9 protein-coding genes are annotated in these 8,558 nt (G+C 65.9%); 5 read left to right on the top strand and 4 right to left on the bottom strand.

All coding sequences use genetic code 11. The features are described 5' to 3' along the window. Nucleotides 1-3 precede the first annotated feature (3 nt). Nucleotides 4-930 (top strand): MlaD family protein, encoded by a 927-nt coding sequence (locus tag V3B30_RS19725; RefSeq protein WP_057496696.1) that lies wholly within the window; start codon nt 4-6, stop codon nt 928-930. Next, nucleotides 927-1,568 (top strand): ABC-type transport auxiliary lipoprotein family protein, encoded by a 642-nt coding sequence (locus V3B30_RS19730; protein ID WP_262083071.1) that lies wholly within the window; start codon nt 927-929, stop codon nt 1,566-1,568. The genes V3B30_RS19725 and V3B30_RS19730 overlap by 4 nt, the downstream gene beginning before the upstream one ends. A gap of 36 nt (nt 1,569-1,604) precedes the next feature. Here V3B30_RS19730 and V3B30_RS19735 read toward each other — a convergent pair whose 3' ends face one another. After that, nucleotides 1,605-2,192, bottom strand: a complete 588-nt coding sequence (locus tag V3B30_RS19735) for an alpha-ketoglutarate-dependent dioxygenase AlkB (RefSeq protein ID WP_262083070.1) — start codon at nt 2,190-2,192, stop codon at nt 1,605-1,607. Nucleotides 2,193-2,263: 71 nt separating this feature from the next. On the opposite strand from V3B30_RS19735, the gene V3B30_RS19740 reads away from it, so the two are divergent. Continuing rightward, nucleotides 2,264-3,580, top strand: coding sequence for a glycosyltransferase family 4 protein (locus V3B30_RS19740; RefSeq protein WP_262083069.1), 1,317 nt, complete (start codon nt 2,264-2,266; stop codon nt 3,578-3,580). Between the two features lie 22 nt (nt 3,581-3,602). Here V3B30_RS19740 and V3B30_RS19745 read toward each other — a convergent pair whose 3' ends face one another. Both V3B30_RS19745 and V3B30_RS19750 read right to left on the bottom strand, forming a co-directional pair. Further along, the gene (locus V3B30_RS19745) at nt 3,603-4,235 is read right to left on the bottom strand and encodes a CoA transferase subunit B (RefSeq protein ID WP_262083068.1); all 633 of its coding nucleotides are present in this window, start codon (nt 4,233-4,235) and stop codon (nt 3,603-3,605) included. A 1-nt stretch (nt 4,236) separates the two neighbouring features. Further along, nucleotides 4,237-4,971 carry a CoA transferase subunit A gene (locus tag V3B30_RS19750; protein ID WP_262083067.1) on the bottom strand — a complete coding sequence of 245 codons (735 nt, stop codon included), beginning with the start codon at nt 4,969-4,971 and terminating at the stop codon, nt 4,237-4,239. A 139-nt stretch (nt 4,972-5,110) separates the two neighbouring features. Here V3B30_RS19750 and V3B30_RS19755 point away from each other — a divergent pair, with 139 nt between their 5' ends. Both V3B30_RS19755 and V3B30_RS19760 read left to right on the top strand, forming a co-directional pair. Continuing rightward, a complete protein-coding gene (locus tag V3B30_RS19755; RefSeq protein WP_262083066.1) occupies nt 5,111-6,457 on the top strand; it encodes a phosphomannomutase in 1,347 nt (448 codons plus the stop codon). 11 nt (nt 6,458-6,468) lie between these two features. After that, entirely contained in the window at nt 6,469-7,872 is a 1,404-nt protein-coding gene (locus V3B30_RS19760) for a mannose-1-phosphate guanylyltransferase/mannose-6-phosphate isomerase (RefSeq protein WP_262083065.1), read from the top strand. Between the two features lie 32 nt (nt 7,873-7,904). Here V3B30_RS19760 and V3B30_RS19765 read toward each other — a convergent pair. Beyond that, nucleotides 7,905-8,558: SIS domain-containing protein (locus V3B30_RS19765; protein WP_329809768.1), on the bottom strand; the 654-nt coding region annotated here is incomplete at its 5' end.

An 8,558-nucleotide genomic window follows, 5' to 3' on the forward strand; every position in this document is an offset into this window, starting at 1 on the left:
GCCATGGAAACCAAAGCCAACTACGTGCTGATCGGCGCGTTCACCCTGATCACCGGCCTGGCCCTGCTGGCCTTCGGCCTGTGGGCGGCCAAATACTCCTCCGACCGCACCTGGCAGGAATACCGCGTGGTCTTCCGCGAGGCGGTGACCGGGCTGTCGGTGGGCAGCCCGGTGCAGTACAACGGCATCGCGGTGGGCTCGATCACCGAACTGAACCTGGTGCCGGACGACCCGCGCCAGGTGGTCGCGCGCATCCGCCTGAACTCGACGACACCCGTCAAGACCGATACCCGCGCCAAGCTGGCGATCACCAGCCTGACCGGCCCGTCGATCATCCAGCTCAGTGGCGGCACGCCGCAGTCACCGGCGCTGACCACGGTCAACAAGGACCCGGCACCGATCATCCCGACCACCCCTTCCGCGCTGCAGAACATCACCGACGTCGCCAACCGCATCGTCGAGCGCATGGACCAGATCCTCAGCGACCGCAACGTGGCCTCGATCAACGCCACGCTGGCCAATCTGGAGACGATCAGCGGCGGCCTGGCCGACCGTGACCAGGGCACCCAGGCACTGCTGCTCAGCGCGCGCGATGCCGCCCGCAGCCTGGACACCACGCTGAAGACCACCAACGGCACCATCGAGCGCCTGGACAAGAACCTGGTGCAGCAGCTGCCGGGCATCATCGACAAGCTCGACGCTACCCTGGCCAAGCTCGACTCGGCCGCTGGCAACGCCGATTCGATCCTCGGCGAGAACCGCGCCGCGATCAACAGCTTCGCCAATGATGGCCTTGGCCAGCTGGGCCCGACGCTGACCGAACTGCGCGGCCTGATCCGCGACCTGCGCCGGGTCAGCGACCGTCTCGAGAACAATCCCGCGCGCTACCTGCTGGGCCGCGACGCACCGAAGGAGTTCGAACCCAAATGAGCCCGACCACCCTTCCGCGCCTGCTGCTGGCCATTTCGATGGTTTCCCTGCTGGGCGGCTGTTCCATTCTTGGCAGCAGCGAGAAGACCGCGGTGACGCTGTACTCGCCCGCCGTGCAGGTGAAGGCCGACCCGGCGTGGCCGCAGGCCAGCTGGCAGCTGGTGCTGGCCAAGCCCAGCGCCGCGCGCATGGTCGACAGCCCGCGCATCAATGTGCGCCCAACACCGTCGCAGATGGAGATCTACAAGGGTGCCAGCTGGGCGCAGCCGGCCACCGACATGATCGAAGACACCCTGCTGCGCGGGTTCGAGGATTCCGGCCGCATCCGTGGCGTGGCCCGCGTGGCCGCCGGCATCCGTGCCGACTACAAGCTGTCCACCGACGTGCGCCGATTTGAATCGGATTACCAGGGCCAGGCTACGCCAACCGTGGTGATCGAAGTCAACGCCAAGCTGATCCACGTCGCCGACCAGCGCGTGGTGGCCGACCGCACCTTCCGCCAAACGCAGCCGGTGGGCAGCACCGACGTACCAGCCGTGGCCGCCGCGTTCGAGCGCGGCCTGCAGCAGCTGGCGCAGGACGTGGTGGGCTGGACGCTGGTGAGCGGGCAGGCCGATCAACCGACCGTTGCACGCTGATCGCCGCATTCGCCGGGCCGTGCCCGGCAGCAACCCTCACCTTGGCGTGATCCAGCGGAAGGTCAGGTTGATTCGTTCGCCCTGCACCCGCGCCATCTTCGGCAGCGCGTGCTGGTAGAAGCGCTGGGTTTGCCCGGCCATCAGCAGCAGGTCGCCATGGCCCAGCACGAATTCGGCCTTGCGCGCCGGTTCGTCGCGGCGTCGCAGCAGGAATCGGCGCGCAGCGCCCAGGCTCAGCGAAGCAATCACCGGGGCCGGCCCCAGCTCCGGCTCGTCATCGCTGTGCCAGCCCATGTAGTCACCGCCGCTGCGATAGCGGTTCAGCAGCACGCTGTTGAAGCGGCCGCGGCCTTCCGCTTCCAGGCGCCCGCGCACGGCCTGCAACACGGGCGGCCATGGGTGTGGCACAAACTCGGCACCGGAGTAGCGGTAGCGCGCCTGCGGGTCACCGATCCAGCAGCTCAGCCGCGGCGAGTCCACCCAGTTGCCGAACATGCGGATGCGATGGGTTTCCCAGGGCACCTCGGCCTGCAGCGAGGACAGCAGCTGGTCGGCGTCGGACGCAGCCAGCCAGCCCGGCAGGTGCAGGACATCGGCATCGGGCAGGTCGTGGGGGAACAGCATGGTCACACGCTAGCACGCCGCCCTCGCGGCCAGCGACTATGATGGACGCCCGTACCGCAACGTACCCCCCGATGATCATGACGTTGAAGCACTCCTGGTACAGCCTCAAATGGCGGTCGCACCAGGCATCGCGGCGGCTGGCTCTGGTGATCCGGAATCTGCAGGATGTTGGCCTGGTCGGCACCCTGTGCAAGATCAAGATCGCCTTGCGCCGGCAAGTAACTGCAGAAGCACTTGGGACGCCAACCGATCACCTTGGCACTCCCGATGAAAGCAGCGATGCCGCGCTATCTTCCCAGCCCGGGTACGTGCTTGTACTGGACGCCAATGCCCCGGATCCAACCCGCGATTCCGGCTCGGTAAGAATGGGCAGGATCCTGCAATCCATAAGCGAGCTGGGATTCCGGCCGGTCTTCATGCCAGACAACGGGGTTATCAGCGCCAGCAACAAAAGCTTCCTGGATGCCATCGGCGTAGAGCTGATTGGCGTTCCCGGTCGTCCCAGACTCGATCAATGGCTGAATGTCCACAGCCATCAGGTTCGTGCTGCCCTGCTCAGCCGACACCATGTCGCGACAGCGCACATCGCGCTGATCCGTGACCACGGCGTTGGAAAAGTCATCTTTGATACTGTCGACCTGCATCATGTCCGCGAGCAGCGCGCCGCCCAGCTGCGGCAGGACGCGAAGCTGCAACGCCAGGCGGTCAGGACACGGCAGAGTGAAATCGCCCTGATTAAGGCTAGCGATGCAACGCTGGTGGTGAGCCAGGCGGAGCTGGAACTGTTGCAGGCCGAACTACCCGGCAGCGATATCCGGCTCCTGTCCAACATCCACGATGTTCACGGTGAAACACGCTGCTTCCAGGAAACCGCAGGGGTGTACTTCGTTGGAGGCTACTCGCACCACCCGAACCAGGAAGCCCTGGAATGGCTGGTCAACGAGATTCATCCACGGATCAGGGCGCAACGACCGGAGATCGTCCTGCACCTGATTGGCGAGATCCCCGAAGCTGTTGCTGCACGGTACGCTCGCGAAGGCGTGGTTGTTCATGGGCATGTGGCATCACTCCAGCCGTTTCTTGCCGGATGCAGGGTCGCCCTGGCTCCGCTGTTGTCTGGGGCGGGAGTCAAAGGCAAAGTCAACGAAGCAATGAGCTACGGCATCCCCGTTGTAGCCACACCGATCGCTGCCGAGGGGATGTTCCTCGTAGATGGCAGGAATGCCCTGATTGCAGCCGACGCTGAAGAATTCAGCGCTGCAGTCCTGCGCCTGTACTCGGATGAAGTGCTGTGGTCGCGCATCTCGGAACAGGGCTACCACAACATTCGTGACCACTTTTCCAGCGATGCCGCGCGCAGGAGTCTCGAGGAACTCCTGCGCGCCTGACAATCCGTGCTGGGCGATCTCCTCAATCGCGAGCGAACGCGACGCCGGTCTTTTCCTTCAGCTCTTCATCGCTGACACCCGGCGCAGCCTCCACCAGCTGCAGACCGGCATCGGTGACGTCGAACACAGCGAGGTCGGTGATGATGCGGTCGACCACGCCAACGCCGGTCAGCGGCAGCGTGCATTCGGGCAGGATCTTGTGCTCGCCGTTCTTGGCGGTGTGCTCCATCAGCACCACCACGCGCTGCACGCCAGCCACCAGGTCCATCGCGCCGCCCATGCCCTTGACCATCTTGCCGGGCACCATCCAGTTGGCCAGGTCGCCCTTGTCGGTCACCTGCATGGCACCGAGGATGGCCAGGTTGACGTGGCCACCACGGATCATCGCGAAGCTGTCGTGGCTGCCGAAGTAGCTGGCGCCGGCACGTGCGGTGACGGTCTGCTTGCCGGCGTTGATCAGGTCGGCGTCCACTTCGGCGTCGGTCGGGAACGGGCCGATACCGAGCAGGCCGTTCTCCGACTGCAGCCACACATCCACCCCTTCGGGAATGTGGTTGGCCACCAGCGTCGGCAGGCCGATGCCCAGGTTCACGTAGGCGCCATCGGTCAGCTCCTGGGCGGCGCGTGCCGCCATCTCGTCACGGGTCCACGCCATGTCAGTTGCCCTCCGCGCGGATGGTGCGCTGTTCGATTCGCTTCTCAGGATGCGCGTTGTGCACGATGCGGTGCACGTAGATGCCCGGCAGGTGCACCTGGTCCGGGTCGATGGCGCCGACCGGCACCACTTCTTCCACTTCCACGATGCAGACCTTGCCGGCCATCGCGCAGGCCGGGTTGAAGTTGCGTGCGGTCTTGCGGAACACCAGGTTGCCGGCCTCGTCGGCCTTCCAGGCCTTGACCAGCGCCACGTCGGCGCGCAGTGCGGTTTCCATCACGTAGTGCTTGCCGTCGAACTCGCGGGTTTCCTTGGCCTCGGCCACCACCGTGCCATAGCCGGTGGCAGTGAAGAACGCCGGAATACCCGCGCCACCGGCACGCAGGCGCTCGGCCAGGGTGCCCTGCGGGTTGAACTCCAGTTCCAGTTCGCCGGCCAGGAACTGCCGTTCGAATTCCTTGTTCTCGCCCACGTAGGACGAAATCATCTTCTTGATCTGCCGCGTTTCCAGCAGCTGGCCCAGGCCGAAACCATCGACGCCGGCGTTGTTGGAGATCACGGTCAAGCCCTTGGCGCCACTGTCGCGCAGTGCAGCGATCAGCGCCTCGGGAATGCCACACAGGCCAAAGCCGCCCACGGCCAGGGTCTGGCCATCGGCGACCACCCCCCGCAGGGCCTCCGCCGCACTGGCGAAGCGCTTGCCGCGCTTTCCGCCGGTCGTTGCCGGGTTGCTCATCTACGCCCTCACCTCGTTGATGTAATCCGCCCATTCTAGGCCAGCGCACCGACCGGTCACGTGGCGTTGCGGCATGGAAACGATTCCCATACAGGACTGGGACTACAATCTTGGGCTCAGCTCCCCAAGGATCCGATCGATGCCCCTGCCCGCCTTCAAGGCCTATGACATCCGCGGCCGCGTGCCGGAAGAACTGAACGAAGACCTGGCGCGCCGCATCGGCGTGGCGCTGGCGGCGCAGCTTGCACCGGGCCCGGTGGTACTGGGCCATGACGTGCGCCTGACCAGCCCCGCGCTGCAGGACGCATTGGCCGCGGGCCTGCGCGGCACCGGGCGCGAGGTGATCGACATCGGCCTGTGCGGCACGGAAGAAGTCTATTTCCAGACCGACCATCTGGGCGCGGCCGGCGGCGTGATGGTCACCGCCAGCCACAACCCGATGGACTACAACGGCATGAAGCTGGTCAAGGAGAGCGCGCGCCCGATCAGTTCGGATACCGGCCTGTTCGCGATTTCCGACGCCGTGGCCGCCGATACCGGCGCGCCGCAGCCGCCGAGCGCAATGCAGACCGCCCGCCACGACAAGAGCGCCTACATCGACCACCTGCTGAGCTACGTCGACGCCAGCAAGCTCAAGCCGCTGAAGCTGGTGGTGAACGCCGGCAACGGCGGCGCCGGTGCCATCGTCGACCTGTTGGCACCGCACCTGCCGTTCGAGTTCATCCGCATCTGCCACGAGCCGGACGGCAGCTTCCCCAACGGCATTCCCAACCCGCTGCTGCCGGAGAACCGCGCCGCCACCGCCGACGCGGTGCGCGAGCACGGCGCCGATTTCGGCATTGCATGGGACGGTGACTTCGACCGCTGCTTCTTCTTCGACCACACCGGCCGCTTCATCGAGGGCTACTACCTGGTCGGTCTGCTGGCCAAAGCGATCCTGGCACGCAATCCCGGCGGCAAGGTCGTGCATGACCCGCGCCTGGTCTGGAACACCGTGGATATGGTCGAACAGGCCGGCGGTGTGCCGGTGCAGTGCAAGAGCGGCCACGCCTTCATCAAGGAAAAGATGCGCGCCGAAGACGCCGTGTACGGTGGCGAGATGAGCGCCCACCACTATTTCCGCGAGTTCGCCTATGCCGACTCCGGCATGATCCCGTGGCTGCTGATCGCGCAGCTGATCTCCGAGAGCGGCCGCTCGCTGGCCGACTGGGTCGAAGACCGCATGGCCGCCTACCCGTGCAGTGGCGAGATCAACTTCAAGGTTGCCGATGCCAAGGTCGCTGTCGCGCGCGTGATGGAACACTTCGCCGCGCAGTCGCCGGTGCTGGACCACACCGACGGCATCAGCGCCGACTTCGGTGACTGGCGTTTCAACCTGCGCAGCTCCAACACCGAGCCACTGCTGCGCCTGAATGTTGAAGCCCGGGGCGATGCCGCGCTGATGCAGGCGCGCACCGACGACATTTCCCGCCTCATCCAGCAGTAACCGAGGAACGCATGAGCAGCATCCAGCCCGTCATCCTGTCCGGTGGATCCGGTACCCGCCTGTGGCCGCTTTCGCGCGAGGCGTATCCGAAGCAGTTCCTGCCCTTGGCGGGCGAGCTGACGATGCTGCAGGCCACCTGGAAGCGCGTCGCACCGATTGCCTCGCGTGGGCCGCTGGTGATCGCCAACGAAGAGCACCGCTTCGTCGCCGCCGAGCAGCTGCAGCAGGTCGGCGCCGAGCCAGCCGCGATCATCCTTGAGCCGGTCGGTCGCAACACCGCCCCGGCGATCGCGGTGGCCGCGCTGGAAGCCACCCGCGACGGCGCCGACACCCTGCTGCTGGTGCTGCCTTCCGATCATGTGATCACCAACGAGGCCGCGTTCCGCAGCTCTGTACAGGCCGCCGCCGCCGCTGCCGAAGCCGGCAAGCTGGTCACCTTCGGCATCGTGCCAACCGGCCCGGAAACCGGCTACGGCTACATCAAGGCCGCCGATGGCCAGGGCCTGCGCGCGGTCGAGCGCTTCGTCGAGAAGCCCGACCTGGACACCGCCACCGGCTACGTCAGCAGCGGCCAGTACTACTGGAACAGCGGCATGTTCCTGTTCAAGGCCTCGCGCTACCTGCAGGAGCTGGAACGCTTCCAGCCCGCCATGCTGGCCGGCAGCCGCCAGGCCTGGCAGCAGGCGCGTCGCGATGCCGACTTCACCCGCCTGGACAAGGACGCCTTCACCGCCGTTCCGTCCGATTCCATCGACTATGCGGTGATGGAGAAGACCGCCGATGCCGTGGTGATTCCACTGGATGCGGGCTGGAACGATGTCGGCTCGTGGACCGCGCTGCGCGATGTCTCGCAGCAGGACGGCGATGGCAATGCGCACCAGGGCGATGTGATCGCCATCGACTGCCGCAACACCTATGCCTATGCACAGCGCCTGGTGGCACTGGTCGGCCTGGATGACGTGATTGTCGTCGAGACCGACGACGCGGTGCTGGTCGGCAAGGCCGACCGCATGCAGGACGTCAAGACGGTGGTCGCTCAGCTCAAGGCCGAAGGCCGCAGCGAGGCCACCTGGCATCGCAAGGTCTATCGCCCGTGGGGCGCCTACGATTCGATCGACAACGGCGAGCGCTTCCAGGTCAAGCGGATCACGGTCAAGCCGGGCGGCACGCTGAGCCTGCAGATGCACCACCATCGTGCCGAGCACTGGATCGTGGTCAGCGGCACCGCCGAGGTGACCCGTGGCGATGAAGTGATCCTGCTCAGCGAGAACCAGAGCACCTACATTCCGCTGGGCGTGACCCACCGCCTGCGCAACCCGGGCAAGCTGCCGCTGGAACTGATCGAAGTGCAGTCCGGCAGCTACCTGGGTGAGGATGACATCGTGCGGTTCGAGGATACCTACGGGCGCAGCTAAGAGAAGAAGGCCGGTCTTTAACCGGCCATCTTTCATTCCACTGTGACGCTCTTGGCGAGGTTACGCGGCTTGTCGACATCCGTACCTCGCGCCAGCGCGGTGTGGTAAGCCAGCAGCTGCACCGGGATGGTGTGCACCACTGCACTCAGCGCGCCTACGTGCCTCGGCGTGCGGATGACATGAACGCCCTCGGACTCCATGAAGTAGCTATCCTGGTCGGCGAACACGAACAGCTCGCCGCCGCGCGCGCGCACTTCCTGCATGTTCGACTTCACCTTCTCCAACAGGCTGTCGTTGGGCGCGATCACCACCACCGGCATGTCCTCGTCCACCAGCGCCAGCGGGCCGTGCTTCAGCTCGCCGGCCGGATAGGCCTCGGCATGGATGTAGGAGATTTCCTTGAGCTTGAGCGCGCCTTCCAGCGCGATCGGGTAATGCAGGCCACGGCCGAGGAACAGCGCGCTGCTCTTGCGCGCGAAACGCTCGGCCCAGGCGGCGATCTGCGGCTCCATGTTCAGCGCGTGCTGCACGCTGCCCGGCAGGAAGCGCAGCTGCTCCAGGTAGTCCGCTTCCTGCGCCGCGTCGATACGTCCATGCAGCTTGCCCAGCACCACGGTCAGCTGGAACAGTGCGGCCAGCTGGGTGGTGAAGGCCTTGGTCGACGCCACGCCGATCTCGGCACCGGC

Origin of the sequence: Stenotrophomonas sp. SMYL41 (assembly GCF_036319965.1) — a bacterium.
Lineage (GTDB): Bacteria > Pseudomonadota > Gammaproteobacteria > Xanthomonadales > Xanthomonadaceae > Stenotrophomonas > Stenotrophomonas maltophilia_R.

Bases quoted from the DNA above. Each gene is read 5' to 3' on its own strand.
- V3B30_RS19745 (WP_262083068.1), bottom strand. From the start codon at position 4,235: ATGGCGTGGACCCGTGACGAGATGGCGGCACGCGCCGCCCAGGAGCTG.
- V3B30_RS19730 (WP_262083071.1), top strand. From the start codon at position 927: ATGAGCCCGACCACCCTTCCGCGCCTGCTGCTGGCCATTTCGATGGTT.
- V3B30_RS19725 (WP_057496696.1), top strand. From the start codon at position 4: ATGGAAACCAAAGCCAACTACGTGCTGATCGGCGCGTTCACCCTGATC.
- V3B30_RS19760 (WP_262083065.1), top strand. From the start codon at position 6,469: ATGAGCAGCATCCAGCCCGTCATCCTGTCCGGTGGATCCGGTACCCGC.
- V3B30_RS19755 (WP_262083066.1), top strand. From the start codon at position 5,111: ATGCCCCTGCCCGCCTTCAAGGCCTATGACATCCGCGGCCGCGTGCCG.
- V3B30_RS19750 (WP_262083067.1), bottom strand. From the start codon at position 4,971: ATGAGCAACCCGGCAACGACCGGCGGAAAGCGCGGCAAGCGCTTCGCC.
- V3B30_RS19740 (WP_262083069.1), top strand. From the start codon at position 2,264: ATGATCATGACGTTGAAGCACTCCTGGTACAGCCTCAAATGGCGGTCG.
- V3B30_RS19735 (WP_262083070.1), bottom strand. From the start codon at position 2,192: ATGCTGTTCCCCCACGACCTGCCCGATGCCGATGTCCTGCACCTGCCG.